The 26,046-nt window shown below is 65.0% G+C and carries 25 protein-coding genes; 11 read left to right on the top strand and 14 right to left on the bottom strand.

The features are described from left to right. Positions 1–30: 30 nt before the first annotated feature. The 4 genes from AC6H42_RS13575 to AC6H42_RS13560 all read left to right on the top strand — a co-directional run bounded on the left by AC6H42_RS13575 (position 31) and on the right by AC6H42_RS13560 (position 5,183). Entirely contained in the window at positions 31–1,338 is a 1,308-nt protein-coding gene (locus AC6H42_RS13575; RefSeq protein WP_057158972.1) for an MFS transporter, read from the top strand. A 4-nt stretch (positions 1,339–1,342) separates the two neighbouring features. Continuing rightward, positions 1,343–2,473: an ABC transporter ATP-binding protein gene (locus tag AC6H42_RS13570; RefSeq protein WP_497548271.1), complete on the top strand. Its 1,131-nt coding sequence runs from the start codon at positions 1,343–1,345 to the stop codon at positions 2,471–2,473. A 94-nt stretch (positions 2,474–2,567) separates the two neighbouring features. Beyond that, entirely contained in the window at positions 2,568–3,872 is a 1,305-nt protein-coding gene (locus AC6H42_RS13565; protein WP_057158974.1) for a tetratricopeptide repeat protein, read from the top strand. A 69-nt stretch (positions 3,873–3,941) separates the two neighbouring features. Next, positions 3,942–5,183 (top strand): hypothetical protein, encoded by a 1,242-nt coding sequence (locus AC6H42_RS13560; protein ID WP_497548270.1) that lies wholly within the window; start codon positions 3,942–3,944, stop codon positions 5,181–5,183. A 1-nt stretch (position 5,184) separates the two neighbouring features. Here AC6H42_RS13560 and AC6H42_RS13555 read toward each other — a convergent pair whose 3' ends face one another. The 3 genes from AC6H42_RS13555 to AC6H42_RS13545 form a co-directional block, all read right to left on the bottom strand. After that, positions 5,185–6,345, bottom strand: a complete 1,161-nt coding sequence (locus AC6H42_RS13555; protein WP_497548269.1) for an acyltransferase family protein — start codon at positions 6,343–6,345, stop codon at positions 5,185–5,187. Beyond that, the gene (locus tag AC6H42_RS13550) at positions 6,342–7,376 is read right to left on the bottom strand and encodes a glycoside hydrolase family 18 protein (RefSeq protein ID WP_497548268.1); all 1,035 of its coding nucleotides are present in this window, start codon (positions 7,374–7,376) and stop codon (positions 6,342–6,344) included. The genes AC6H42_RS13555 and AC6H42_RS13550 overlap by 4 nt, the downstream gene beginning before the upstream one ends. Positions 7,377–7,450: 74 nt before the next feature. After that, a complete protein-coding gene (locus tag AC6H42_RS13545; protein ID WP_057158978.1) occupies positions 7,451–10,093 on the bottom strand; it encodes a TonB-dependent receptor in 2,643 nt (880 codons plus the stop codon). Between the two features lie 344 nt (positions 10,094–10,437). Here AC6H42_RS13545 and AC6H42_RS13540 point away from each other — a divergent pair, with 344 nt between their 5' ends. Next, on the top strand, positions 10,438–11,178 hold the full coding sequence (locus AC6H42_RS13540) for a GntR family transcriptional regulator (RefSeq protein ID WP_057158979.1): 741 nt from the start codon (positions 10,438–10,440) through the stop codon (positions 11,176–11,178). Positions 11,179–11,182: 4 nt separating this feature from the next. Here the strand turns inward: AC6H42_RS13540 and AC6H42_RS13535 are convergent, their stop codons facing one another. Further along, positions 11,183–13,900, bottom strand: coding sequence for a M16 family metallopeptidase (locus AC6H42_RS13535; RefSeq protein WP_497548267.1), 2,718 nt, complete (start codon positions 13,898–13,900; stop codon positions 11,183–11,185). A 139-nt stretch (positions 13,901–14,039) separates the two neighbouring features. Between AC6H42_RS13535 and AC6H42_RS13530 the strand changes: the two genes are divergently transcribed. Next, complete coding sequence (locus AC6H42_RS13530; RefSeq protein ID WP_057158981.1) at positions 14,040–14,648, top strand: hypothetical protein; 609 nt, start codon at positions 14,040–14,042, stop codon at positions 14,646–14,648. Here the strand turns inward: AC6H42_RS13530 and AC6H42_RS13525 are convergent. The 7 genes from AC6H42_RS13525 to rpsP form a co-directional block, all read right to left on the bottom strand. Next, positions 14,645–14,986 carry a DUF3579 domain-containing protein gene (locus AC6H42_RS13525; protein WP_057158982.1) on the bottom strand — a complete coding sequence of 114 codons (342 nt, stop codon included), beginning with the start codon at positions 14,984–14,986 and terminating at the stop codon, positions 14,645–14,647. The genes AC6H42_RS13530 and AC6H42_RS13525 overlap by 4 nt on opposite strands. A gap of 173 nt (positions 14,987–15,159) precedes the next feature. Then, entirely contained in the window at positions 15,160–16,119 is a 960-nt protein-coding gene (locus tag AC6H42_RS13520) for a CobD/CbiB family protein (RefSeq protein WP_057158983.1), read from the bottom strand. A 94-nt stretch (positions 16,120–16,213) separates the two neighbouring features. After that, complete coding sequence (locus AC6H42_RS13515) at positions 16,214–16,873, bottom strand: CoA pyrophosphatase (RefSeq protein ID WP_057158984.1); 660 nt, start codon at positions 16,871–16,873, stop codon at positions 16,214–16,216. 84 nt (positions 16,874–16,957) lie between these two features. After that, the gene (rplS, locus tag AC6H42_RS13510; RefSeq protein ID WP_056403202.1) at positions 16,958–17,344 is read right to left on the bottom strand and encodes a 50S ribosomal protein L19; all 387 of its coding nucleotides are present in this window, start codon (positions 17,342–17,344) and stop codon (positions 16,958–16,960) included. Positions 17,345–17,441: 97 nt separating this feature from the next. Continuing rightward, positions 17,442–18,203, bottom strand: coding sequence for a tRNA (guanosine(37)-N1)-methyltransferase TrmD (gene trmD / locus AC6H42_RS13505; RefSeq protein ID WP_057158985.1), 762 nt, complete (start codon positions 18,201–18,203; stop codon positions 17,442–17,444). A 13-nt stretch (positions 18,204–18,216) separates the two neighbouring features. After that, on the bottom strand, positions 18,217–18,756 hold the full coding sequence (gene rimM, locus AC6H42_RS13500) for a ribosome maturation factor RimM (RefSeq protein ID WP_200954134.1): 540 nt from the start codon (positions 18,754–18,756) through the stop codon (positions 18,217–18,219). A 39-nt stretch (positions 18,757–18,795) separates the two neighbouring features. Continuing rightward, entirely contained in the window at positions 18,796–19,044 is a 249-nt protein-coding gene (gene rpsP, locus AC6H42_RS13495; RefSeq protein ID WP_056403210.1) for a 30S ribosomal protein S16, read from the bottom strand. A 237-nt stretch (positions 19,045–19,281) separates the two neighbouring features. Between rpsP and AC6H42_RS13490 the strand changes: the two genes are divergently transcribed. The 5 genes from AC6H42_RS13490 to AC6H42_RS13470 all read left to right on the top strand — a co-directional run bounded on the left by AC6H42_RS13490 (position 19,282) and on the right by AC6H42_RS13470 (position 23,652). Then, positions 19,282–19,698, top strand: coding sequence for an NINE protein (locus tag AC6H42_RS13490; protein WP_497548266.1), 417 nt, complete (start codon positions 19,282–19,284; stop codon positions 19,696–19,698). A 25-nt stretch (positions 19,699–19,723) separates the two neighbouring features. Next, on the top strand, positions 19,724–20,575 hold the full coding sequence (locus AC6H42_RS13485; RefSeq protein WP_057158988.1) for a TIGR02285 family protein: 852 nt from the start codon (positions 19,724–19,726) through the stop codon (positions 20,573–20,575). Next, a complete protein-coding gene (locus tag AC6H42_RS13480) occupies positions 20,572–21,894 on the top strand; it encodes a GGDEF domain-containing protein (protein ID WP_497548265.1) in 1,323 nt (440 codons plus the stop codon). The genes AC6H42_RS13485 and AC6H42_RS13480 overlap by 4 nt, the downstream gene beginning before the upstream one ends. 53 nt (positions 21,895–21,947) lie before the next feature. Further along, complete coding sequence (locus AC6H42_RS13475; protein WP_497548264.1) at positions 21,948–22,553, top strand: glycine zipper 2TM domain-containing protein; 606 nt, start codon at positions 21,948–21,950, stop codon at positions 22,551–22,553. Positions 22,554–22,641: 88 nt separating this feature from the next. Then, positions 22,642–23,652 carry a hypothetical protein gene (locus AC6H42_RS13470; RefSeq protein WP_497548263.1) on the top strand — a complete coding sequence of 337 codons (1,011 nt, stop codon included), beginning with the start codon at positions 22,642–22,644 and terminating at the stop codon, positions 23,650–23,652. A gap of 29 nt (positions 23,653–23,681) precedes the next feature. On the opposite strand, the gene AC6H42_RS13465 is transcribed toward AC6H42_RS13470, so the two are convergent. The 3 genes from AC6H42_RS13465 to AC6H42_RS13455 form a co-directional block, all read right to left on the bottom strand. After that, entirely contained in the window at positions 23,682–24,302 is a 621-nt protein-coding gene (locus AC6H42_RS13465) for a LysE family translocator (protein WP_057158991.1), read from the bottom strand. Between the two features lie 52 nt (positions 24,303–24,354). Beyond that, the gene (locus AC6H42_RS13460; RefSeq protein ID WP_497548262.1) at positions 24,355–25,266 is read right to left on the bottom strand and encodes an Rpn family recombination-promoting nuclease/putative transposase; all 912 of its coding nucleotides are present in this window, start codon (positions 25,264–25,266) and stop codon (positions 24,355–24,357) included. 77 nt (positions 25,267–25,343) lie between these two features. Further along, the coding region (locus AC6H42_RS13455; RefSeq protein WP_497548261.1) for an acyl-CoA dehydrogenase C-terminal domain-containing protein at positions 25,344–26,046 on the bottom strand (703 nt) is incomplete at its 5' end.

Raw genomic sequence — 26,046 nt, 5'->3', positions numbered from 1 at the left:
AGACAACTATAACGACAGGATGACGCAATAATGGACAAGACCGCCACCCGCAGCCCGCTGGCCTGGGTTCCCACGCTGTACTTCGCGCAGGGCCTGCCCTTCTTCGCCGTGGCGCTGATCGCCGGCCTGATGCTCAAGTCGATGGGCGTGCCGAACGACGACATCGCGCACTGGACCGCCTACATCGGCCTGGCCTGGGTGCTCAAGCCGCTGTGGAGCCCCTTCCTGGAACTGGCCGCCAGCAAGAAGGTCGTGGTGGTCGGCTTCCAGCTGGCCGGCGGGGTCTGCCTCGGCCTGGTGGGGCTGGCGCTGCAACTGCCGTTCTGGCTGTCGGCCTGCGTGGCCATGCTGGCCCTGGTGGCGATCTGCTCCGCCACCCACGACATCGGCTGCGACGGCCTGTACATCGCCAGCCTGACCGAGAAGCAGCAGGCCGGATACGCCGGCTGGCAGGGCGCCTTCTTCAACGCGGGCCGCTTCATCTCGCTGGGCGGGCTGGTGATCCTGGCCGGCTACCTGGAAAAGTCGCAGGGCGTGGTACCCGCCTGGACCATCATCTTCTGCATCCTGGCCGCCACCATGATCGCGCTCGGCCTGTATCACAGCTGGGCGCTGCCGCCGGCCTGGAACGCCGTCACCGCCGACGCCACCGCCGCCGGCATCGCCCGCACGCTGAAGGACGTCATCATCGACTATGTCAGCAAGCCGGGCATCTGGGTCTCCATCCTGTTCATCATCCTGTTCCGCGCCGGCGAAGCGCAGATCCAGACCATTGGCCCGCTGTTCCTGCGCGAGGCGCGCAACCTCGGCGGCCTGGGACTGACCACCTCGGAAGTGGGCGCCGTGTATGGCACCACCGGCACCATCGCCTTCCTCATCGGCTCCATCGCGGGCGGCTACTTCACCTCCTGGCTCAGCCTGCGGCGCGCCATCCTGTGGCTGATCCTGGCGATGAACCTGCCCAACGCGGCCTTCTATTTCCTGTCCACCTACCAGCCCACCGACCTGCCCCTGATCGGCGCGGCGCTGGGCGCGGAGATGTTCGGCTACGGCTTCGGCTTCGTCGGCATCATCCTGTACATGATGCAGGTGGTCGCGCCCGGCAAATACCAGACCGCGCACTACGCCTTCTCCACCGGCATCATGCAGCTGGGCTTTGTACTGTTCAAATACGTGAGCGGCACCATCCAGCTCTCGCTCGGCTACCAGAAGTTCTTCGTCTGGGTGCTGCTGTCGGCCATTCCCGTGGCCGTGCTGTCGCAGCTGATACCGATGGCCTCGCGCGCCGCCAAGGACCAGCCGGCGGCTGGGGCGCAAGAACCTGCCACCGCGAGCTAAGCCCATGTCCAGCGTCAGCCTGAAAGGCGTCGTCAAGCACTACGACGCCAAGCACCCCGTCATCCACGGCGTGGACCTCGACATCGGCGACGGCGAGTTCGTGGTCTTCGTCGGCCCGTCCGGCTGCGGCAAGTCCACCCTGCTGCGCATGATCGCGGGGCTGGAGAGCATCACCGGCGGCGAACTGCATATCGGCGAGCGCCTGGCCAACGACGTGGCGCCGGCCGAACGCCGCATCGCCATGGTGTTCCAGTCCTACGCGCTATACCCGCACATGACGGTGTACGAGAACATGGCCTTTGCCCTCAAGCTGGCCGGCCACAAGGCGGACGAGGTGCGGCAGATGGTCGAGCGCGCCGCCGCCATCCTGCAGCTCACGGCCCTGCTCAAGCGCAAGCCGAAAGAGCTGTCCGGCGGCCAGCGCCAGCGCGTGGCGATCGGCCGCGCCATCGTGCGCAAACCGGAAGTGTTCCTGTTCGACGAACCGCTGTCCAACCTGGACGCCAGCCTGCGCGTGCAGATGCGGGTGGAAATCAGCCGCCTGCACCAGGAGCTGAAGACCACCATGATCTACGTGACGCACGACCAGGTGGAAGCGATGACGCTGGGCGAACGCATCGTGGTGTTCAACGGCGGCCGCATCGAGCAGGTGGGCGCGCCGCTGGAGCTGTACAACAACCCGGCCAACCTGTTCGTGGCGGGCTTTCTCGGCTCGCCGAAAATGAACTTCATCCCTGGCGAAGTGATGGCCGCCGGCCCGCATTTCGTGGCGGTGATGACGGCCGGCGGCGCGCTGGTGGAAGTCGCCGCCCAAGGGGGCGGCGCCCAGCGCGGCGAGCGCGTCACCATCGGTATCCGCGCCGAGCACATGGCGTTGCGTCCGGCCGCCGTGCTGGACGACCAGCTCGCGCCGCAGGAAGAAAACCTGCTTGAGGCCACCGTGGGCCACGTGGAGAACCTGGGCGACCAGTCCATCGTCTACGCCAACCTGCCCGGCGTGCCGGACATGGTGGCGGTCAGGCAGGCCGCCGGAGGCCTGCAGCTGGCGCCCGGCAGCGCGGCCCGGCTGCACCTGCCGGCGGCGCGCTGCCTGCTATTTAATTCCGACGGACAAGCTTACGCACGCGGGGTGTAACAGCGGTTACAATTCACGCACTTTTGAAACCCGGCGCGCTTCCCTTTTTATGGGAGAATATGCGTTTGTCTTTATTTAGATTGAAGGATTATCCATGTCCAAGTTTCGTTTCGCACGTACCAGCCTGATCGTTGCCGCACTCGGCCTGAACCTTGCGCCAGCCCTGCTGGTTACTGCGACCGCCGCCGAAAAGGCCGCGCCCGCACCGGAAGCACCGAAGCCTGACACCGTGCGTCCTGAACTCTTCAAACTGCTGGATCCGGCCCAGATCAAGGAACTGATGGCGGCCAAGAACTACGCCGAAGTCCAGAACCGCATCACCCAGGCCGAAGCGATGGCGAACCTGACCCCTTACGAGACCTTCGTGCTGAGCCGCATGAAGGTATCGCTGGGCTCCGTCACCCAGAACAACCCCATGACCATCCAGGGCCTGGAAGCCGTGCTGGCGTCGGGCAAGCTGCCGGCCGCCGACCAGGGCGACTTCATCCAGGCGCTGGGCAATCTGTACTACAACGGCAAGGACTATCCGAAAGCCATCGCCACCTTCAACAAATACGCCGAAGTAACCGGTGACGCCACCAAGCTGCGTCCCTACGTGCTGCGCGCCTACTACTTCAACAACGACTTCGCCACCGCCAAGGCCGAACTGCTGAAGGACCTGGAAGCGAACACCAAGGCCGGCAAGACGCCCGCGCTGGAAGAGCTGCAACTGCTGGCCAACACCGGCGCCAAGTCCAAGGACACCGCCACCTATCTGATCGCCGTCGAGAAGCTGGTGCAGTTCTACCCGACCGACGACTACTGGATCGACCTGCTGAGCCGCACCCAGGGCAAGTCCACCTACTCGACCCGCTTCGCGCTGGACGTGTACCGCCTGGAGAAAGCCGCCGTGTCGAAGATGGCGCAGGAAGACTACATGGAAATGGCTGAACTGGCGCTGCTGGCCGGCCAGCCGATCGAAGCGAAAAAGGCCATGGACGCGGGCTACGCAGCCGGCGTGCTGGGCACCGGCGGCAACGCGGACAAGCACAAGAAGATCAAGGCGCAGGCCGACAAGCAGGCGGCCGACGACGTGAAGAACATCGCCAGCGGCGAAGCGTCGGCCAAGAAATCGAAAGACGGCACCGGCCTGGTCAACCTGGGCTACGCCTACGTGACGCTGGACCAGTTCGACAAGGGCATCGACCTGATCCAGCAAGGTATCGCCAAGGGCGGCCTGAAGAACGCCGACGACGCCAAGCTGCGCCTGGGCTACTCCTACGCGCTGGCCGGCAAGAAGGAAGAAGCGGTCAAAGTGCTGGAAACCGTGCAAGGCGCCGACGGCCGTGCCGACCTGGCCCGCTACTGGATCCTGTGGGTTAACCGCCCAAGCACCGCAGCCGCCACTGCAGCCAAGTAATATTTCCCAAGGAACAAATGGGGTCAGGGTTAATTAGCTGCTTAATTAACCCTGGCCCCATTTTGCATTTTGGCTACGTCCCCCCGCCTCCTCAGTCTCGACGCGTTCCGCGGCTTCGTCATCCTGGCCATGATCTGGGTGAACTATGTCGCCGGCATGCCGGGCATTCCTTATTGGCTTGAGCACGCCGGCCCCACGGCGGACGGCATTACCTTGCCGGACCTGGTGTTTCCTGCTTTCTTGTTTATCGTGGGCATCGCCATTCCGCTGGCGCTGCACCGGGAGCAAGGCCGCTTCAGCGCCGCGCTGCTGGGGCGCTTGCTGTGGCGCGCCGGCAGCCTGATGGTGGCGGGCGTGGTGCTGGCCAACGCCTACCGCTACGATGCCGCCGCCGCGCTGCTGCCGCGCGCGGTCTACTTCCTGCTGTTTTACGTGGCGATGATCTTGCTGTGGCGCCAAACCGCGCAGCGCGGGGCGGCCTTCTGGGCCGGGCTGGCGCTGATGCTGTTCCTGCTGCTGTCCTTCCGGGGCCAGCTGAACGCGGAGTTCAGCAGCGTCTACCTGCAGCACACGTGGTGGGGCATCCTGGGGATGATAGGCTGGGCCTACCTGCTGTGCAGCGTTATCTACCTGGCGGTGAACGGCAAGCCGCTGCTGCTGCTGGCCGCCTTCGGGCTGCTGATCGTGCTGTACCTTGTCGGCACCGCCGGCATGCTGCCGCTGCCGCAGGCGCTAAATGAAGTGGTCAACGTGCCGCAGGTGCTGGGGTCCACCTCGGCCAATGTACTGGCGGGCACGCTGATGGGAACGCTGTTCCTGCGCCGCGCACAGCCCGAAGGACTGCGGCCGGTGTCGCCTGCGGTGCCCGTGCCGCCGGCGCCTGCAGGCAATGCGGTGCTGCACCGGCGCCGCGTGATGCTGATGGCCTGCTTCGCCGTGGCGCTGTTCGGCGCCGGCATGCTGCTACGCCCCCTGCACGGCATCAACAAGGTCCATGCCACCGAGTCGTACACGCTGGTGTGCTCCGGACTGGTGCTGGCGCTGTTCATTCTGTTCTACGTGCTGATCGATGTGCTGCAGTGGCGCTGGTGGAGCGTTGCGCTGATGCCGGCCGGCGCGAACGCGCTGTTCGCCTTCATTGCGCCGGACCTGTGGGAGCAGTTGGCGGCGGTGCTGCGGATGCCGCGCTGGTGGTGGCCTTACCTGGAGTCGGGCGGCGGCGCCGGGCTGCTGAACGCCGCCGCGCTGACCGTGGCGATGATGGGACTGACAGCGCTGGCCAACCGGGCCGGCCTGCGCCTCAAGTTCTGACTCAGACTTTGATATAGATCCGCCGGCGGTCCATCAGGTAGCCAACCGCCCAGCAGGCCAGCATGAACGTCACCGCGAACAGCAGCGAGGCCACCTTCGGCGGCGCCAGCGCCTGGAAGGTATGCGCGTACAGCCAGTCGTAGCCGTTGCCGTTGCCGGCCTTGGTCTTCACCAGGATCACCACCGCCAGTTCGGACAGCAGGTAAATGAACAGGGTGTTCTTGCCGAACACTTCAAAGAAGTAGGTCCAGCCGCGGCGGCCGCGCATCTCGATCAGGTAAATCAGCAACGGCAGCACCAGCAGGTCCAGGCCTACCGTGTACAGCGCGTAGGAACTGGTCCACAGCTTTTTGTTGATGGGCAAGACCATGTCCCAGCACAGGGCCACGCCAACGCACAGCACGCCGGCCATCATCAGTTTCGCCAGCGTTTCGTAGTTGGCTCCCTGCGCCAGTATCAGCCTGCCGGTGAAGTAGCCGGCAATGACGTTGACGGTGGCAGGCAGGGTGCCAAGCAGGCCTTCCGGATCGAACGGCAGGCCTTCGCCGCGGTACAAATGGCGTTCGCCCAGCAGCCACAGGTCGGCCTTGCCGGCGGCATTGCCGGCCAGTGTGTAGTCGCCTCCCAGCGCCAGCATCAGCCAGTAGCCCAGCAGCGCCAGCACGCAGTAGGCCAGCGCCCCCTTCTCCTTCCAGAAATACAGGATCAGCGAGGCCAGGCCGAAGCACAGGGCGATGCGCTGCAGCACGCCCGGAACGCGCGTGCCCGACAGCGGGATCAGGCTCCAGTTGCCCGCGCCGTCCACCGCCACGAAGGGAAACCAGAACAGCAGGAAGCCGAGCAGGAAAATAATGGCGCTGCGCCTGCCGACCTTGGCCAGTACCGAGCCTTGGCCCAGGCGTGCGTACTTGGGCTGGGCGAAGCTGAGTGCGTTGCCGACCACGAACAGGAATGTGGGGAAGACCCAGTCGGTGGGGGTGAAGCCGTGCCATTGCGCGTGCAGCAGCGGCGCGAACACGGTGTTCCAGTCGCCCGGCGTGTTGACGATGATCATCAGTGCGACGGTCAGGCCGCGCAGCACGTCCAGCGACAGGTAGCGGCTGACTGCGTTGACGGCGGACTGCGCCGCCGACGCTGGCGCGGCAGAAGGCAAAGCGCTCACCTGCCCGCCTCCGCAGCTTGTGCGTGCGCCTGCGCGCGCGCCTTGGCGTGCTCCTGCAGCGCGCGCGCGTAGGCGCCGGCAGGCACGCCGGGCATGCCGCTGCAGGCGGCGTCCGCGCCCTTCACTTCGGTGCGGCAGGGCGTGTCGCGGTCGGTCGACCAGAAATGCAGGCCGGCCAGCTTGAGCTTGCGCGCTCCGCGCGCCATGGCGTCCATGTCGGCCACGGTGAACACATTTTCCACCACGTCGTTCACGCCTATCATGGCGGTCAGCTCGATCCGGTTGTAGGGCACCTGGTACTTCTCATGCACGTTGCGTGCCGCCTGCAGCGCCGAGGCACCCATGTCGCAGCGGCCCTTGCGCACCACGCACACGTCCTTCGCCGCCGGGCCGTAGTCCATCACCATGATGTTCAGCGTGTAGTCTTGCAGCCCGTTGCGGCGTACCGACTCCAGCACGGTCTCGGCCATCCCGTTCAGGCTGCGGCGGCTGCCGTCCGAGGCCGCGTGCGTGGCCACCGTAAAGCTCATGCGCAGATGCGGGCGCCGTGCCTGCGCCGCCACGATGCGCTGCACCAGCGAGTCCACCTGCTGCCCGGTCTGCCCTGCCTCGATGTCGAAGTCGAGACCAATCAGCTGCGGCGACTCGTAACGCCTGATGAAGCGCTCCATGCCCTCGTCGCTGCCGCAGGTGAAGACGTTGCCCTGCCCGCCGGTGGAAATGATGTAGCCGGTACCAGCCGCCGCGAAGGCCGCCACGTTGGCCTCCGCCACCGCTTGCGCGGGCTGGCCACCCCAGTTCTCCTCGCCGCATTCGCCGCTGGCGAAGGCCCAGGTCAGGGGCTGCCTGCTGTGGCCGGTATAGGGCACGCGCTGGCCGTCCGGGGCGATGGTGATGGCGTTGCTGGCCGGGTCGTTGTGGATGGCCAGGTGCTTGTAGGGACTGTAGACCACGCGCGGCGCCGTGTCCGCGGCGTAGGCCGAACCCGTTATGGCGCCCGCCAGCAGCGCCGTTTTAATCAAATTATGCATTCCCGCTCCAGGAAGAAAAAAGGCAGGGCCTCCGAGGAAGCCCTGCCCTGTATCGCGTCAGACTTCAGCCGGCATTACATCTTGCCGCGCACGCCCAGGAAGAACTGCTTGCCGTTCTTGTAGAAGGCGCGCGGCTGCTCCTTGGTGGAGGCGTAGGACTTCAGCAGCGGATCGTTCAGGTCCTTGCCTTCGAACGACAGCGTCAGGTTTTCGGTCAGGTTGTAGTTCAGCGCCAGCGACACGGTGCCCACGTCGTCCTGGTAGATCGCGCTGTTGCGGTCCAGGCCGTTCAGGAAGGCCGAGCGGAAGCTGTAGTTCACGCGTGCGCTGAACTTGTCGTTCTCGTAGAACACGCTGGCGTTGTACGAGTTCTTCGAGGTGCCGATCATGCTGCAATCGCCCAGGTCCGCGCAGGCCGATTTCGGCGCCTTGCCGGTTTCCTTGCCGTCCGCGTAGGTGTAGTTCACGCTGGCGCCGAAACCGTTGCCCAGATCCTGCGAATACTGCAGCTCTACGCCTTTCACGCGGGCCTTGGTGTTCAGGGCCGAGCTCATGTTGTAGTTGGTGATCGAGTTGGTGGACTGGTTGTAGAACTGCGCCACCGAGGAGCCGAAGGTCACGTAGGAACCCAGGTGCATGTCGTACACGCTCATGGCGATCAGCGACTTCGGCATGAAGTACCACTCGACGCCGGCTTCCACGTTGTTCGAGTAGATCGGCTTCAGGTTCGGATTGCCGCCGGTGCCCGAGAAGGTCAGGTCGTTCAGGCTCAGCGAACCCAGGGCGCCGAAGTCCGGACGCGCCAGGGTGCGGCTGGCGGAACCGCGCAGCACCACGTCGGAGGTCAGGTCGGTACGCAGGTTCAGGCTGGGCAGGAAGTCGTTGTAGGTCTTCGAGGTGTAGACCGGTTTCCAGGCGGTGTTCGGCGAACCGTTGGCCACGTCGATTTCGGTCTTCACGAAACGCACGCCGAAGTTACCGCTGACAGGGCCCACGTTCAGGTCCGCCATCGCGTAGGCGGCATGCGCCTTTTCGGCGATCTGGAACTCGTTCTGGTAGGCGTGGCTGTCGAACTTCACGTACTTGTCGCCCCATTCCTTCATCGATTCTGCGGTGAAGGTCCACGGATTCTGCAGCACATTGCTCAGCGGGCTGGTTGGGTAGGTCGTCAGGCCGGTCGGGCGGTTGGCCAGCAGTTTACCCGCGTCGGCCACGGTGCCCTGCAGCCAGGTCAGCTGGCGGTCATGCTTGGCCGTGCGCAAGCCCATGCGGATGGTCGGCACCATGTCCCATGGGGTCTTGTAGGTGCCATCCACCTGGCCGTAGGTTTCCTTGTCCTTGGCGGTGGTGTCCGATGCCCAGCCGCCGAAGAAGTCGGCGCCGGTACGCGGGCTGAAAGTGCCGGCGTTGTCCACGGTGACGGTGGCGGGCGACATGCCGTTCATGGTCAGGCTGGTGCCTGAATAGGCCAGCCATGCTTCGTAGCCGTAGTCGCGGGCGTAGCCGGTGCCGCGCGTGGTGCCGACCTGGCCGGTGAATTTCAGGTCGTCGTTGACGCGGTATTTCCAGTCCACGTTGACGAACTTCGAGTCGCTGTACGAACCTGGACGGGCAATAATGTCCTGCACCGACGGGCCCATATTGGCACAGCTGGCGACCGGGCAGGTTTTCGGGAAGGTGATCGAGGTGATCTGGTTGCCGGTGATGGTGTAGGCCGACGGCACCACGCCGCCCACGCCGGACCAGTTGTTCGACAGCGGCTGGTACGGTGCCAGCATGAAGTTGGCGTTGACGTTGTCCGCGTCCAGGCGGGTGTACAGGCCGCTCACGTCGAAGCTGAAGTCGCTGTTGACTTTCACTTCCACGTCGATCATGCCGCCCTTGCGTTCGCGCTTCTGCTGGAACAGCGAGGAGCCGGTCAGCATGGACAGGTATTTGTTTTCCACTTCAGGATTTTTCGCGATCCAGTCCGGTGCGAAGCCCTTGGTCAGCTTGTCCCACCACAGGAATTCCTGGCCCATGCGGCGCAGCGTGCGCTTCTCGTCAAACACCTGGACCAGTACCCCCAGGTTGTTTTCCTGGTTCTTCCAGTTGGCCAGCGCGCTCACTTGCAGGTCGGTCTTCTTGGCCGCGTCGCCGTAGGCGCCTTCGATGGAACCCATCAGCGTCAGCGGTTTCTTGAAGCTCAGCGGCTTGCGGGTTTCGATGTCCACATTGCCGGCGGCGCCGCCTTCGGTCAGGTTGGCCTGCGAGCTCTTGTGCACGGTCACGCGGCCGATCAGTTCGGACGGGAACATCGAGTAGCTGACCGAACGGCCGCCGCCGGTGATGTTGGAGATATACCAGTCGCCGCTCGAGACGGTGTGGCCGTTCAGCGTGGTCAGGGTCAGGTTGGACGGCGTGCCTTTCAGGCTGACGCGGTCGTTTTCACCGAAGCCGCCTTCGGCGCCGCCGGCCGTGGCGACGGACACGCCAGGTACGCGCTGCAGCGAGTCGGCGACGCTCTTGTCCGGCATCTTGCCCACGTCTTCGGCGGTGATTACTTCCACCTGCGAGTCGGCGTTACGCTTCTGGTTGATCGACTGCGCCAATGCGGCACGGACGCCGGTCACGGTCACAACCGCGTCTGGCGACTTGGATGCATCCTGCGCCATGGCGGCGGTGCTGGTGATCAGGATGGCGACCGCAGTGGCGATCGGTGTCAAATTGCGCTTCATGTACTCCCCCTTGATTGTGGCCTTCGGTGAAAGCCCGTCCGTTTTAAGTAGATCCTCTTGCAGACCGCCGCGCTCCCCGCAACGCCCCGCAGATCCATCTATACAACCACTAACAAAACCAATTCAACGCCAATATACTCTCATCCAATACCAGAACACTACCAATTTTCGTATTTTTTTCACATGTTGTTTGCACCACACAGACCACTTTGCCAACATTCCGCCTTAGATAGCGCTACCTCCCTCTGTGGTTGCGCATGCGCAATGCAAACCGCTAGCATGCCGGTCTTTTTTTGGTATTATCGGAGCGCATAAAAGTAGACAAAAACAACAGGGGACCAGACATGACATCGCTTCAACAGATCATGCAGCACCTGGGGCAGACCAGCAGCCAGCCCCTGTACCAGCAGTTGCAGCGTGCGCTGCGCGAAGCGATCGACAAGCGCATTTTCGGACCCGACGAGGCGCTGCCGGCCGAGCGCCAGTTGGCCAACGACCTGGCCATTTCCCGCATCACGGTGCGCAAGGCCATTGACGGCCTGGTGGACGAAGGCCTGCTGGTGCGGCGCGCCGGCTCCGGCAATTTCATCAACACGCGGATAGAAAAGAACTTCGCCAAGCTGACCTCGTTTTCAGAGGACATGCGGGCGCGCGGACGCACGCCGCGCAGCGTGTGGCTGAAGCGTTCGGAGGGGACGGTGACGCCGGAAGAGGCCTTGCGGCTGCGGCTCAGCCCCGGCGCGCCGGTGTACCGCTTCAACCGCATCCGCTACGCGGACGAGATACCGATGTGCCTGGAGTACGCCACCATCGTCGCCGGCGCCCTGCCCTCGCTGGAGGCGGTGGGCGTGTCGATGTACGAGGCGCTGGAGCAGGCCGGCAACCGGCCGGTGCGCGCGCTGCAGCGCCTGAGCGCGCTGCTGCTCACCGGCGAGCAGGCCGCGCTGCTGCAAGCGAAGGAAGGCGACGCGGGCCTGGCGGTGGAGCGGCTCGGCTTCCTGCGCGACGGCCGCGCGGTGGAGTTCTGCCGCTCCTACTTCAGGGGCGACATGTATGACTTTGTCGCCGAGTTGAGTACGCCGTAGCCGCTTACTTGGCCTTGGCCTGGTCGCCGGCCGTCACCACGCTCAGCTTGTTCAAGTCCACCGCCTTGCGGAAGGCGGCGTTGACCTGCGCTGGCGTGAGCGCTTTCAGCTTGTCTTCGTAGGCCTGGCTCCACGCGTAGGTGCGGTTCAGGTACAGGAAGTTGGCCCAGCCGCCGGCCAGCACATTGTCCTGCGAGCGGTTTTGGACGCGCTGCTGCAGCATGCCGGACTTGGCCCCCGCCACCTCGACCGCCGTGAAGCCGTCCTTCAGCGCGCGCGCCACTTCCTCGCGGATGGCCGTTTCCAGCTTCTTCAGGTTCTGCGGCGCGGCGATGGCCGAGATGCTGAGATTGCTGGCGCGGTCCACGTCGCTCACCGACAGGCTGGAACCGCCGCCGTAGGACAGGCCGTCCTTCTGCCGGATGCGGTCCATCAGGCGTGATTTCAGGCCGCCTTCGCCGAGGATGTAGTTGGCCACCTCCAGCGCCACGAAGTCCGGGTCTTCGGTGTTCATGTCGATGTTCACCTGCGCGGCATAGAAGCCGTTTTCCTTGTCCGGCGCGTTGATCACCGTATGCAGCGGCGGCCGTTCCACGTTCACGTTCAGCACGCGCGCGTAATTCGGCTTGCTCACCCAGTTGCCGAATTCCTCAGCCACCACGGCTTGCGCGGCGGGCGAATCGAAGTCGCCGACGATGGCCAGCTCGCCGTGCGAGGCGCCGTAGAATTCGCGGTGATAGGCCTTCAAATCGTCCAGCGTCAGCGCCTTGATGGCTTCGATCTGCTCATCGGTGCTCATCGCGTAGCGCACGTCGCCTTTCGGGTAGTTGTTGTAGTGCTTGGCCAGCGCATTGGTGGCCAGCACCTGCGGCTCGTTGCGCGACGCTTCCACGCCCACCAGCCATTGCTGGCGCAGCTGCTCGAACTCGGCCGCGTCGAAGGCCGGTTCCTTGAGCACGTGCGCGGCCAGGCGCAGTGCCGCTTCCAGCTTGCTGCGCGTGGTGTCGAAGCGGTACACGCTGCCGGACATCTTCAGCTTTTCCATCGCGTCGGCCAGCTGCGCACGGCTGTACTTGCTGGTGCCGCGCGTGAGCATGTGGTTGGTGGCGGCGGCGACGATCGCCTTGCCGAACTGGTTCTTCTCGTCGCCCCAGTGCAGGCGCAGCTCCACCGACACGGTTTCGCCCCGGTTCTTCTTCGGCAGCAGCGCCACTTTCAGGCCGCCGATGGTTTTCAGCTCGGTGCGCTTCAGGATGTTGGCCTGGCTCGGATCGAACACCTCGGACTTCAGCGTGTCTTCCTTGCCCTTGAAGTCCTGCATCACTTTCTCGATCGCCGGCGCGGCGGTGATCTCGGCGCGCTGCACGCTGTCCTCCGGCACGAAGCTGCCGACGGTGCGGTTGTCGCGCTTCAGGTAATGCGCGGCGGCCTTGGCCACCTGCTGCGGCGTCACCTTGGGCAGACTGTCGCGGCCCAGGAACAGCAGGCGCCAGTCGCCCAGCGCGATCTGCTCGGACAGCGCCACGCCCACCTTCTGCGGATCATTGAGCGCCTTCTCGATGCCATTGCCGATGTTGCGGCGCACGCGTTCCATTTCGTCCTCGGTGGGGGGGGTTTTCGCGAAGCCTTCCACGGCGGCGATCAGCTCGTCGCGCACCGGCTCCAGCGGCTGGCCGGCCTTCACCACGGCGCCGATCAGTTGCAGGCCGGGCGCGTAGCCGGTCTGGCCGAAGCTGAACACCTGCGCGGCCTTGCCGGTTTCCACCAGCGCCTTGTGCAGGCGGCCGTTCGGCGTGTCGTTCAGGATCTCGGACATGAAGGCCAGCGCGTCGCTGTCCTCGTGCAGCGCGGCCGGGATCTTGTAGCCCAGCGCGACGATCTGGATGTCGCCCTTGCGGCGCACGATGAAGGAACGCTCGCCATCCTGGGTCGGCTCCACGGTCCAGAAAGGCGGCAGCTTGCGCTTGGGCTTGGGGATGGCGCCAAAGGACTTGCTGATCCACGCCAGCGTCTGCGCCGGCTCGAACTTGCCGGCCACCAGCAGCACCGCGTTGTCCGGCTGGTAGTAGGTGCGGTAGAAGGCCTGCAGGTTCTCGATCTTGACGTTCTCGATGTCGCTGCGGTTGCCGATGGTGGAGCGGCCGTAGCTGTGCCAGTCGTAGGCCACGCTCTGCATGCGCTTGAGCAGCACCTCGAACGGGCTGTTCTCGCCGCTCTCGTACTCGTTGCGCACCACCGTCATTTCCGAGTCCAGGTCCTTCTTCGCCACGAAGGAATTGACCATGCGGTCGGCCTCCATGTCGAGCGCCCATTTCAGGTTGTCGCCGCCGGCCTGGAACACTTCGTAGTAGTTGGTGCGGTCGTACGAGGTGGTGCCGTTGTACTCCATGCCGCGGTCGGCGAACTGCTGCGGGATGCTGCGGTTCTTCGGCGCGCCCTTGAACAGCATGTGTTCCAGCAGGTGGGCCATGCCGGTCTCGCCGTAGTTCTCGTGGCGCGAACCGACCAGGTAGGTGACGTTGACGGTGACGGTGGGTTTGGAGGCGTCCGGGAACAGCAGTACCTTGAGGCCGTTCGGCAGCCGGTATTCGCTGATGCCTTCGACCGACGGGCCTTTCACGGTGCCCGGCGGCAGCGCCTGCGCCAGGACCAGGGAGGGCGGCAGCAGCGTCAGGCTGCACAGCAGCAGGGTGGCGCGCAGCGCCGGCAGATGTGGTTTCATGTAGTAGCCGTACAGGAAAATTGCATCCTACCCTACTTCGCCCGCCCCTCACAGTCCCGCAGGGGCGGCGTGACAAAGCGCGCATTTTTCGGCCCGGGCCGATCGATATACTGGCCGCTTTCAACCGCGAGAGGAAAACATGCATCAACGCTCCGTACTGACGCTGGCGCTTGCGCTGGCAGCAATGCCCGCCGCCGCCCGGCAGGCCAGCGCCGATCCCCTGGGGCCGATCGCGCAATGCATCGCCAAGGGGCAGTTCAGGTCGGCCGAAACGCTGCGGCGCGCCAACCAGGATCCAACGCGCCAGGTGGAGGGCCCGAACGGCCCCGCCACCGTGTCGGTGGCCGACGGCTACCGCGTCATGCTGCACAAGGCCGGCAAGGCGCCGCTGGTCAACTTGAAGATAGAACTGTCGGCGCCGGGGCAATTCAGGCAGGACCGCGACGCCATCCTGGCGCAATACGGCGTGATGGCGAAGCGCGCAGCGGCGGCGGGAGCGGCCCCGGTGGCGGCGGCGCGCAGCGAGATCAACGGCGTGGAAGTGATCGACCTGACCAGTCCGACCATCGATCGCGGCGGACCGCTCAGCATGGTCACGCTGGCGCACGAGGCCAGCGGCGTGATCGGCACGGCTTACATGCTGAGCCAGCCCAAGGACGTGCGCGAATACGCGAACATGGAAGAATATACCGCCTTGCGCGACCAGTTCACCCGCGAACTGGCCGGTTGCATGGCCGCGAAGGGCTAGGCGGGGTCGCCGGGCAGCGGCAGGAAGCAGGCGTCCACCACTTGCAGGCCGTTATCCTTGGCGAAATTGAGGACGAAATGGTAGGCCATGGGTTCGAAGTCCCGCAGCGCTTCGTTCACCACCACCGCCTTGACGCCATTGATGTGGGTCGGGCGCACGAAGGTGGAATAACCGAGATGGGAATCTCGGCCGCTGGTGCCTTCCGGACGGAAGCACGACATGACGCCGCACAGGCGGTCGGCCCAGTCGCTGGGACGGAATTGCCTGCCATCGGCAGTAATGCCAAGGATAAAGAACTCGTTGGCCAGTTCTTTGGGGGATTGAGCTGACTCGGCCATAGATGACTCGCGGGACCTGGATGCGTGAAAAATCCTAGGTATTATATCTTATAGAAGACCTAAGGAGGTAAGTACTTGATTTGAAACACGCATTGGCGGCCGCACTGCCTGGGGCGCAGGCGCCAATCCCGATATTGTAACCCGATCCAGCTGTCGGATTTCTTTCAGCGCCCTCAGCCGAGCCAGACCGCGCCGGAAAGCAACAGCAGCAGCATCATCCACAGCAACAGCGCGCGCCACACCAGGCCGACCGTGCTTTGCAGCGCGCGCACCCCCGGCTCCTCGCCCGGCAGCGCCTCCGATTCCATGTCGCCGCTGTCGACCACGGCCGCGTCGGCCGGCAGCAGGCGCGCCGCGTTTTCCTGCGGCGTGCCCAGGCGCACGCCCATGGCGCCGCCGCCAGCGGCCAGAATGATGCCGCGCGCCTCGTCGGCCCAGCGGTGGGCGAAGTTGCGCCAGGCGTAGATGGCGTCCTCGAAGTTGCCCACCACGGCGAAGGCCACGGCGGTCAGGCGCACCGGGATCCAGTCGATCCAGTAAAAGGCCCGGGTGGCGAACTCGCCGAACGCCTCGTTGCGCATGTGCTCGGGCTCGTTCCAGGCCCGCGCCAGGTATTCCGACACACGGTACAGCACCGCGCCGGCCGGGCCGAGCGGCATCAGGAACCAGAAGAACACGCCGAACACGTTGCGGTGGGTGGTGATCAGGGCTTTTTCGACGGCGATGCGGGAGATTTCGCCCGCTTCCATGCCCACCGTATCGAGCTTGGTCCATTCGGCCAGCAGCGCGCGCGCGGCCGCCTCGTCGCCCGCGTTCAGGGCCAGCTGGATGGAGGTGAAGTAATGGCTGTAGTGGCGGAAGCCCAGCGTCAGGTAGACGATCAGCACATTCCATGCGAACGCGGCCAGGAACCAGTCGTAGCGGATCAGCACCCAGTAGATCAGCATGGTGGGCGCCACCAGCGCGAACATCATCAGGAACCAGCCGATGCGGCCATGGCGCGAGTCGCCCGCGTTGAACCACGCTTCCATGCGCACCGCCAGGCTCTTGATCTCGGCGTAGATGGGATTATCCGCCCGCAGCGGCTTCATCTGCTCGATCAGCAGCGCGCAAAGAATGGAAAGAAAAGTCATTAAACGTCCTTAAGATTGGCATTGCCGCAATGCCCGCTACGATAGCGCAGCAGCGCGCCGGAATCAAACTTATTAGCGTTCCGGGAGCGCCGCGTCAGGCTCTGAGGAAATGGAACAGATTGCGCAGCATGCCGGCGGTGGCGCCCCAGATGTAATAGCGCTGGTAGGGCATGGCGTAGAAGCTGCGCCGCCCGCTGGCCAGCTCGGCCGACAGGCGCTGGTGGTTCAGGCCGTCCATCAGGAAGGCCAGCGGCACTTCGAAGATCTCGGCCACTTCGCCCGGGTCGGCGCGCAGCTCGAACGGCGGGTGCAGCAGGGCCACCACCGGGGTCACGCTGTAGTTGGTGCCGGTGTAGTAGACCGGCAGGGTGCCGATGATCTCGGCATGGCGGCGGTCCAGGCCGATCTCCTCCTCCGCTTCGCGCAGCGCGGTGTCGGCCGGACTGGCGTCATATTCCTCGGCGCGGCCGCCGGGAAAGCTGATCTGGCCGGCGTGGCTGCTCAGATGGTCGGTGCGCTGCGTGAGCAGCAGCCGCAGGCCCTCGGCGCGCTGCACCAGCGGCACCAGCACGGCGGCGGCCTTGGCGCTGGCCTGCGGCGCGAACGGGGTTTCATCGCCCTCCGGGGTCCACAGCGGCGGCGCGGCGAAGCGCGCGCGCAGCCAGTCCGGCGCCAGGCGCTCGGCCGGCACGGCCGGCTCGCCGGCGATGGCGTCAATCGGGAGTTGCTGCGGGTCGAACAAAAGCTTGGCCATACCACCTCCAAATAGCGAAAGGGCGCCAGCGGCGCCCTTTTGAGGGACGCCACCCAGGCGCCCCTGCCCCAAACCCAAACGCGATTAAGCGCTTGCTTTTGCCGCTGCTGGGCGACGGTTTGGCAGTTTTTCTTTGATACGTGCCGATTTGCCCGAACGGTCGCGCAGGTAGTACAGCTTGGCGCGACGTACGTCACCGCGGCGTTTCACTTCGATCGAAGCGATCAGCGGGGAGTACAGCTGGAAGGTACGCTCAACGCCTTCGCCGGACGAGATCTTGCGAACGATGAAGTTCGAGTTCAGGCCACGGTTACGACGGGAGATGACCACGCCTTCGTAAGCCTGGGCGCGCTTGCGGGTGCCTTCGACTACGTTGACGTTGACGATCACGGTGTCGCCAGGTGCAAATTCAGGGATGTTTTTGCCCAGGCGAGCAATTTCTTCTTGCTCGAGTTGTTGAATCAGGTTCATTTGATGACTCCAATTACCATCGTGCCGGCGCGTACTAAACCCGGTAGAGGATGGGGTTAAACAAAGAGGCAACATGCCTCTCGTCTCTACTGCTTTGCTACAGTGCCGGTTTTTCTAAACCGGCCAAAAATTTCTCGTCCTGGCGCGTCAGCAAGCCTGCTTGGCGCGCCTTGGGCAATAAATCCGGGCGCTTGCGCGCGGTCGCTTCCAGCATGCGCTGGCGGCGCCATTTTTCAATCTCGGCGTGGTTGCCGCCCATCAGCACGGCAGGCACATCCTCGCCTTCATACGTCACCGGCCGCGTGTAGTGCGGCGAATCGAGCAGGCCGTTGACAAAGCTGTCCTCGACCGCCGACGCTTCGGTGTTGAGCACGCCCGGCAGCAGGCGCACCACTGCGTCCATCAGCGCCATGGCCGGCAATTCGCCGCCCGACAGCACGAAGTCGCCCAGGCTGATTTCCTCATCGACGCAACGGTCGATCAGGCGCTGGTCCACCGCCTCGTAGCGGCCGCACAGAATCACCAGGCCGGGCTCGGCTTTGAGCTGCATCACGCGTTCGTGCGTCAGCTGCTTGCCCTGCGGCGACATGAACACCACGCGCGGCGCCGGCAAGCCGGCGTCGATCTGGCGCTGTTTCGCGGCGGCGATGGTCGCCTCCAGCGGCTTGGCCAGCATCACCATGCCGGGGCCGCCGCCATAGGGGCGGTCATCCACGGTGCGGTGATTGTCGGTGGTGAAGTCGCGCGGATTCCACAGCGACAAATTCCACTTCTGCTGCTCGAACGCGCGGCGGGTCACGCCCGACTGCGTCAGTGCGGCAAACATTTCCGGGAACAGCGTTACAACATCGAATTGCATACAGGCTCCCGGATCAGTAATCCAGGCCCCAGTCCACCGTGATCTTTTTCGCTTCCTTGTCCACCGTGATGATGAACTGGTCCACAAATGGAATCAGGCGCTCCTGCGCCGCGGACTCGGCGTCGCCAGGCTGTGCGCTGACCGGAGCGGTAATACGCAGTATCGACTGCGGACCATTGCTCATCATGTCGGCCACAACGCCCAGGCTCTCGCCCTGCAAATTCACGACTTCCAGCCCGATCAGGTCGGACCAGTAAAACTCGCCGTCATCCAGCGTGGGGAACTGGCTGCGCGGGATGTACACGCCGGTGCCTTTCAGCGCCTCCGCGAGATCCCGGTCGGTCAGGTCGTCCAGCTGGGTCACGACGTCGCCGCCGTGCAGTTTCGCACGGCGCACATTCACTGCGTGCAGGCTGGGTTTATCCAGCCACCAGGTCTTAACATGCAACAAGGCATCCGCATCGTCGGAAAAGGGGCGAACCCGGATTCCGCCTGCTACGCCGTAAGCGCCGGACACAAAGCCCACTTGCACCAGATCGTCGGGGAGTTGCACCCCGGATGCCAATTTATCTGTCAAAACCTGAACGCCGAATTAGGCTGCTTTCTTGTTCGAAGCGACCAGGCGAGCAACGGCTGGGGACAGCTGTGCGCCTACGCCGATCCAGTGAGCCAGACGGTCTTCGGTAATCTTGAATGGCACTTCTTGACCCGAAGCCATCGGGTTGTAGAAACCAACGCGTTCGATGAAACGGCCATCGCGGCGATTGCGCGAATCGGTTGCAACGATGTTGAAGAATGGGCGCTTCTTGGCGCCTCCACGAGCTAAACGAATAACGACCATAATATTTCCAAAAAGTGTGCTGAGACGGAAAAAGCCGCAAATTATAGCGCGCTTTCTCTTCCGCCAGCAAGCATTAATAACAATTGGGGTGGGTTTGGGGCAATCGAAGATTATCCCCCAGTCCGGCAAGCAGGGCAAGCATTGCGTGCAAAAAGGCTGTGCCGGAAGGCGATTATGACCGATACTTGCCGCTCCGCCGTTTCATTTTCGCCATTGTTATCGATTGTTATCGCTTTTATGACACCACAACACAAAAACAAGACTTTCTCGTCCCTGCTGGCCTTCCTGCTGGGCGGTATCGGCGCACACCGCTTCTACCTGCGTGGCGTAAATGATACATGGGGCTGGGTGCATGCGGCCAGCGTGCCGGCCATCGGCCTGGTGATGGCGGCGGCCCCGCAGGCCGACATATTCTTCAAGCTGCTGCCGCTGTTCCTGTCGATGCTGGCCGGCTTCCTGCAGGCGCTGGTGCTGGGTTTGATGTCCGACGAGCAGTGGGACGCCACCTTCAACCGCGGTTCCGCGCGCCGCTCCGAAACGCGCTGGCCGCTGGCCGTGATCCTGGTGGCCACCATGCTGGTGGGCTGTGCCAGCCTCATCGCCACGATATCCCGCCTGTTTGACTTGCTGTACACTGGGGGCGCTTACGGCTGACCCAGCCCCTCACCGCCACCACCAGATGACGTTCCGCCTTTCCGCCCTGCTGTGCTGCGCGCTTGCCGCCGCCGTCACCACCCAGGCCCACGCCACCGAGCGCCTGAACTGGGGCTGGTTCAACGCCGCACCCTATATGATTGCCGAGGGGCCGGACAAGGGCAACGGCATCTTCGACCAGATCCGGGGCTTGCTCAAGGACGAGATGCCGGGCTACGAGCACAAGGACGTGCAAGCGCCCTTCCCGCGCATCTTCCAGGAAATCAGGAATGGCAACCCGTGGTGCTTCGTGGGCGGCGTGAAGAACCCGGAGCGCGAGGCGCTGGCCTACTTTTCAGCCCCGGTGGCGGTGTTCCTGCCCTTTAAAGTGGTGGTGCGGCGCGACCGGCTGGCCGAGTTCAGCGGCGCTGCCGGTCCCGGCGGCAGCATTTCGCTGGCCGAACTGATGGCGCGCGACGGCGTGCGCACCAGCTATCTGCGCGGGCGCTCGTTCTCGCCGCAGATCAACGCGCTGCTCGAACAGCACCCCAACCGCCAGTACCACTCGGAGTTCAACGAGGCGCTGCAGATGCTGCTGGCGCGGCGCCTGGACTATCTGCTGGAACTGCCCATTATCAGCACCTACTCGGCGCGCCAGCTGGGCCGCGACGGCGAACTGGCCGCGCTCACCATCCGCGAGCACGCCGACCCCACGGTGAACCGCGTGATGTGCCCGCGCACCGAATGGGGCAAGCAGGTGGTCGCCAAGGTCAACGCGGTGCTGCACGCGCAGCGCAACACCGCGCGCTACCGCGCCATCGTCGAGCGCTGGTCGGACGAGGAATCGCTGCGCATCATCCGCGCCATCTATCCCACCCAGATCCTCAAATCCGAATGAAGAGCAACCTGGCGGCGCGCCTGCTGCGCATCATCTTCGGCTGCTACTTCATCGTCACGCTGGTGGTCACCTGCGTGCAGCTGGCCGCCGAATACCGCCACACGCAGCAGCGCCTGGACGAGGAAATCGGCGCCATGGAGCACACCTTCGGCCCCGGCATCACCGGCGCGCTGTGGCGCTTCAACGGCGAAGTGCTGGGCAGCATCGTCACCGGCGTAAAAGCGCTGCCCATCGTCATCGGCGTCAAGGTCGAGGACGAGCAGGGCAAGCTGCTGCGCGCCATCGGCACCGTCAACGACGGCGCCGGCAAGCGCCTGGAAGCGGGCCCGGACGGCGCACTGATGGCCGCGCCGGCGCCGGGCATGCTGTTCGACCGCATGTTCAGCCGCAGCTTCGCCGCCGTCTACGTGGACGAGGCCGGCGAGCGCCACCCGGTGGGCCGCTGGACCGTGTACTCCAGCCAGCAGGTGGTGGTGCGCCAGGTGGCCTACGGCTTCTTCCTGATCCTGGTGAACTCCGTCATCAAGACGCTGGCGCTGTGGTTCATCTTCCTGTACGTGATCAAGCGCACGCTGGGCCAGCCGCTGCGGCAGATGAGCGACTTCGTGGGCCAGCTCAATATCGACAACATCGGCGACCGCCATTTCGTGCTGAGGGACAAGGGCAAACACGAGCTGCACCAGCTGACCGACAAGCTGAACCAGATGGCCGGCACCCTGCGCAAGTCGGTGGCCGAGAATGCCGCGCTGTACGCTGAACTGAAGGAAATGAACCGCACGCTGGAATCGCAGGTGGCCGAGCGCACCCGCGAACTGCAGCGCGTGGCCAGCACCGACATGCTGACCGGCCTGCACAACCGGCGCAAGCTGGACGAGGTGCTGGGCTATGAGGTGGAGCGCGTGCACCGCTACGGCGGCGGGCTGGCCGTGATCCTGCTCGACATCGACCACTTCAAGCAGACCAACGACAGCTACGGCCACCCCGCCGGCGACCGCGTGCTGGCGGCGGTGGCGGCCATCCTGCGCAGCGGCGCGCGCAGCATCGACAGCGTGGGCCGCTGGGGCGGCGAGGAATTCATGGTGATTTGCCCGCAGACCGAACTGCTAGGCGCGGGCGCGCTGGCCGAGATGCTGCGCCTGCGCATCGCCGCCGCCGAGTTCCCGGAGGTGGGCCGCAAGACCTGCTCCTTCGGCGTGGCCGCGCTGGGTCCGGACGAAAGCCTGTCCAGCCTGGTGGCCCGCGCCGACGCCGCGCTGTACCGCGCCAAGCAGAACGGCCGCAATGCCGTCGAGCACGATACGATTGCACAATTGCTGTAAAGCCATTTTCACCGGTTATACTGGAGAAATAACCCAGTCACCGGAGAACCAAAATGAATGTCCGCACCACTCTGCGCGCCATCGCGCTGTCCCTGATCCTGGCCGGCATGGCCAGCACCGCGTCGGCCCAGAGCTACACCAAGGCGCAGTACGCGGCCGACACCAAGCAGGCGGCCGCCCGTTATGCGGAAGACAAGAAACTGTGCGCCGAAGAGAGCAACTCCGGCGCCCGCATGCAGTGCCAGCGCGACGCCAAGGCCGAGTACAACAAGGCGCTGGCAGCAGCCAAGGCCGACCTGAAAAACGCCAGCGCCAAGCCGGCCGCCTGCAACGACTGCGGCCGCGTGATCGCGGTCAACGTGGTGGATAAAAAAGGCGAAGGCAGCGCGGTCGGCGTGATCGCCGGCGGCGTGGCCGGCGCCCTGCTGGGCAACCAGGTGGGCAGCGGCGGCGGCCGCAAGCTGGCCACCCTCGCCGGCGCGGCCGGTGGCGCCTACGCCGGCAACAAGGTCGAAGAGCACGTCAAATCGACCAAGGTATGGAATGTCAAAGTCCAGTACGACAACGGCACCCAGGGCGAGTTCAGCTTCGACAAAGACCCTGGCTACGCGAACGGCGACCTGGTCAAGAGCGCCAACGGCACCATCGTACGCCGCTAAGCCGCCCGGCACCGCCCGGCGCGCAAGCGAGCGCCGGGAATTCCTTGTCTTGTGTACGATTTGATAATTTCCACAAGACAAGGTAATCATGGAAGACCTGAAAGAACCCGAGGCCGCCCGGCCCGCCCCGGTCCACTCGCCCGCCGCTCCTGCGGCCGCCTCTGCGGCCGCCTCTACAGCCTCGCCTGCCGCCGCGCGGCCACGCCGCAAGCGCTGGATCAGCGTGCTGCTCTATCTGCTGGCCGCCTGCGGCCTGCTGTTCCTGGGCATCGTGGCCTACGCCATGCTCAAGGCGCCGGCCCCGAAAGCGCTCATCGTCATCGACGAGGCGGCTGTCATCGACAGCGTCATGTCCAGCAACTACGGCAAATACTCCCCCACCAAGAAAGGCTGGCTCTACGTCGGCGAGGACAACCGCACCTATCTGATGCGGGTGGTGCAGCAGGCGCGCCTGCAGGACGGCGCCGACGGCGACGAGCTGTATTTCATCGCGAGCGGCGCCTCGGTCACCGAAGGCGACCAGGCCGCCGTCTACGGCGTGTTCTACATCCGCCCCGACCTGGCCGACGGCGGCCTGTCCGAGATCAGCAGCCCGGCCATGCATGCCGGCACGCGCGCGGTGCAGCCGGAGGACGTGCGCTTCGAGGCGCTGAGCGACAATCTGTGGGGCTGGGTGGTCAAGACGCGCGACGGCGAAGATCCGCGCGCGGTGCGGGCGGTGACGCACAACGTAGTGCTGGCGCCGAACGGCACCCAGATCGCCACGCTGGCCGAGTTCCTGGCGGCCGCCGAGCACGCGCCGGAAGACGGCTGCGCGGGCGCCCAGGCCCGCTACGACGCCTACCAGGCCGAGCAGAGCGCCGCCGCCGCCGCGGCCACGGACGACAGCGTGACCGAACCGGAATACGAAGAACCGCTGCGCTGCGAGAAGCGGCGCTGGAGCTACCGCACCGCGACCGTCAACGGCAGCGTGCCGGTGCCGTTCACGGTCACCTTGAGCGGCATGATGAACGGCGCGGCGGTGGAAGCGAAGAACTGGAAACTGATGTTCGACACCAAGAGCTTCAGCTACAACGTGCCGGAGGAATTGAAGTATTGATCAACGTTCGCCCGGTCTCGGCAGCGCGCCTAGGCGCGGCGCGACAGCAGCAAGCCCAGTCCCGCGCTGGCCAGCAGGGCAGCGCAGCTGCGGTTGAAGATGCGCTTGCCGCGCGGCTGCGCGAACCAGCGCCGCAGCCGCGTGCCCATCCAAGCATAGATGGCAATGGCCGCCATTTCCAGCGCCAGGAACAAGGCGCCCAGCACGGTGAACTGCGCCGCCATGGGCTGCGCCGGATCGACGAACTGCGGCAGGAACGCCGTGAAGATCAGGATGGCTTTGGGATTGCCGGCCGCCACCAGGAACTCCTGCCGCGCCAGCTGCATCAGTCCTGCGGCCGGCGCGGCCGGCCCGGCTTCCGCGCCGCGCGCCGCGCGCCACAGCTGAAACGCCAGGTAGAACAGATACGCCGCGCCCACCGTCTTGATGCCGTAGAACAGCAGCTCCGACGTGTGCAGCACCGCCGCCAGCCCGGCCGAAGCGAGCGCGATCATGACGCCAAACGCCAGCAAGCGCCCCGCCCCGGCGGTGCAAGCCTGGCCGAAGCCGTAGCGCGTGGCGTTGCTGATGGATAGCAGGTTGTTCGGCCCGGGCGCCATGTTCAGCGCGAAGCAGGCCGGGACAAACAGCGCAAGCGTGGAAAATTCCATGGGACCGGCTCCTTGAGTTGAGCCCTATTCTACCCACGTCCGGCATCCCGTCTCAACCATTGGCTTCCGGCGCTCCGAACAGGTCCGATGGCACCGCGCCATCGGACAGGCGCTCGATCCAACGCTCCAGCTCGGTTTGCCCGGCCTCGTCGATACGCCGCGCCCACTCAGGCGCGACCGCCGCTGCCCGGCGAACAAGCAAGCGCCGCAGCAAATCCCTGGCAACTTGCCGCCGGCCCTCCTCCCGGCCTTCTTCCCGGCCTTCTTCCCGGCCTTCTTCCCGGCCCTCAGCCCTGCCTTGTTCCCTGCCTATCTCCAAGCCTTGCGCCCGGCCTTCCTCCAGCCCTTTCGAGATCCACAGCTTCCCGGCATCGTCGCGCAACAGCTCCTTGCCATTGACCAGCAAGTCATACAAACACTCTTCCCACGAGTCGAACTCTTTATCCTCCACCACTGCCGTTTTCATGGCCGCCTCCCTGCGCGCCGCACGATGCTTTGTTCCCAGCTTATGCTGCATCGCGCGTGAAATCCAGCCCGACAGGCTGTCGCGCAGCAGCTGATTCCGCTCTTCCAAAATCCACTCCGTGAGCCGGTTAACCACGTGCGCGCAAGCCTGGCGCGAGCGGGTATGGAGCAGGCCAAACAAGGCCGCCACCAGGTTGCGCCCGGCGGTGCACACGGCACTGCGATCCCGGTCGATCAGCAGATACCGCTGCTCTGGCTGCAGCAAGTCCAGGCCTTCCGGTGGCGCCAGCACCAGGCCCAACAGCGACCTGCTGGCGCGCCAGGGCCGCGCGCCGCCATACAACACGATGGGCAGCACCGCAGGCAGCTTGGCGTTCCGCCCCAGCTTGCGCTGCTTGACCAGGGGTAGCCGGTGTCGGGGTCGGTGCGCATCGGCACAGTGTGGTCCCGGCGCGCCACGGCCACGGCCGCCATGCGCGGGATGTTTGGGCTGGCTCAAGCAGGGTGAAAAAAAGGCAGCCAAAGCTGCCTTGAAGTCCGTCCCGCGGAGTGCGCTCGACCTGCGCGGGGCGCGGCTTAGAACTGGTCTTCGCTCAGCGCCAGCACGCCGGCGCTGCCGTCGATGATGGCGGTGCGCATGCCGGACGATTGCGTCAGGAAGTGGTCGGCGAAGAAGCGCGCGGTGACGATCTTGGCGCGGTAGAAGCTGGCGTCGCTGTCGCCGGCGTCCAGCTTCTGCCGGGAGATCACGGCGGCGCGCGCCATCTGCCAGCCGCCCAGCACGATGCCGGCCAGCTTCAGATAGGTCACGCTGCCGGCGAACACGGCCTTGATGTCGGTCTTCATATTGCCGGCCACGTACTCGACCACCGCTTCCAGGTCGGCCGCGCCTTGCGCCAGGTGCTTGCGGATGGCCGCGAAGTCAGCGCCGTCCAGCTTGGCCAGTTCCGCTTCCGTGGCGCGCACTTGCGCGATCAGGCCCTTGGCCACCTTGCCGCCGTCGCGCACGGTCTTGCGGCCCACCAGGTCATTGGCCTGGATGGCGGTCGTGCCTTCGTAGATCGTCAGGATCTTGGCGTCGCGGTAGTGCTGCGCCGCGCCGGTTTCCTCGATGAAACCCATGCCGCCGTGCACCTGCACGCCGTCGCGCGCCACGTCCTGCGACAGCTCGGTGGACCAACCCTTGATGATCGGCACCAGGTATTCGTACACGGCCTGGTTCTCGGCGCGGGTGGCCGCGTCGGCATGGTGGTGCGCCGCGTCGTACAGCGCGGCGCCG

This window comes from Massilia sp. NBRC 108631, from assembly GCF_059704565.1.
Note: the sequence above shows the minus strand (reverse complement) of the source record. Positions and strands in the feature narration are given on the sequence as shown.